A 1,108-nucleotide genomic window follows, 5' to 3' on the forward strand; every position below is an offset into this window, starting at 1 on the left:
CCTACGGCGCGGCCCACCGCGAGGTCATGCCCTCCGTCGAGCACCGCTCCCACAAAGGCCTGAACAACCGGGCCGAGAACAGCCACCAGCCCACCAGGCAACGCGAACGCGCCATGAAAGGCTTCCGCTCCGCCGGCGCAGCCCAGCGGTTTCTGTCCGCGTTCAGCAGCATCTCACCCCACTTCCGACCCCGCCGACACCTGCTCACCGCCCCCGACCACCGAGCCGAGATGACCATCCGCTTCGCCATCTGGGACCAGATCACTGGCGCTGTCGGCCGATCAACCACGGCCTGAACGCAGGCCCGGACCGCGGGTCACCGTGCCCCGACGCACTGTCAGACACCCAGACTTCCGACAACGTGACAGCGCCCCTGCTCGACACGTGTGCGATGGTGCGCGTGAGTTTGTTCAGCGACGCGTCGACTACCCTGCGCCGCTACCCACGCCGAGATCATCTCGCACGTGATCAACCCGGGGTCGCGCTGCTCTCCGCGGAGCGGTTGAGGGTAGATATGCCCCACAGTTCGGCGATGCGACCGTCCTTTACCTGGAAGATCTCCATCATCGAAGGCGGAGGCTGGTCATCGACGCCTGCGCCCGCCAAGACGCCATGCAGGGTCGTACGAACAGCGACCTTGTCCGCATCCACGACCATGTCCTCGACGATGACCTGGATGTCGGGGAACCTGGTGTGAAGCCCGCTCCACGCCTTCACGACGCTGTCGACGCCGATGGTGCCCAGCGGATGGCTCACGAAGTCGGCGGAGAAGATCGTCTCTACCGTAGCGAGGTCACGAGCGTTGAACGCCTCGTACATGCGCTGCGCAGTGGCCCTTACGTCGTGGGTCATATCACTCCCGAGTCGTTGGCGACCCAGCAGTCAACCACGCCCCGCCCCTTGGTCCCACGGCATCCGTACATGTGTGATGACCACCCCACCACGCACATGGAGATCATCCCACGCAAACGACCATGAAATGCATGCACGTTGCCGCTTACTGACCCATGCTCCTAGGGCCTGTTCCGGGTTGAGATCACTCGGTGGGGCGGAGGCTGCGGATCCAGATGAGGGAGCCGCGTAGGTGGAGCCCTGCGAGGTAGCTGGC

2 protein-coding genes are annotated in these 1,108 nt (G+C 64.8%); one reads left to right on the forward strand and one right to left on the reverse strand.

The window, feature by feature from the left end; genetic code table 11:
- A partial coding sequence (locus AB0915_RS39265; protein ID WP_366696209.1) for a DDE-type integrase/transposase/recombinase occupies positions 1-296 on the forward strand: 296 nt, incomplete at its 5' end.
- Positions 297-468: 172 nt separating this feature from the next.
- On the opposite strand, the gene AB0915_RS39270 is transcribed toward AB0915_RS39265, so the two are convergent.
- Positions 469-852 (reverse strand): ester cyclase, encoded by a 384-nt coding sequence (locus AB0915_RS39270; protein ID WP_366696211.1) that lies wholly within the window; start codon positions 850-852, stop codon positions 469-471.
- Between the last annotated feature and the right edge of the window lie 256 nt (positions 853-1,108).

The organism is Streptomyces sp. NPDC048411, from assembly GCF_040704695.1.
Classification (GTDB): Bacteria; Actinomycetota; Actinomycetes; order Streptomycetales; family Streptomycetaceae; genus Streptomyces.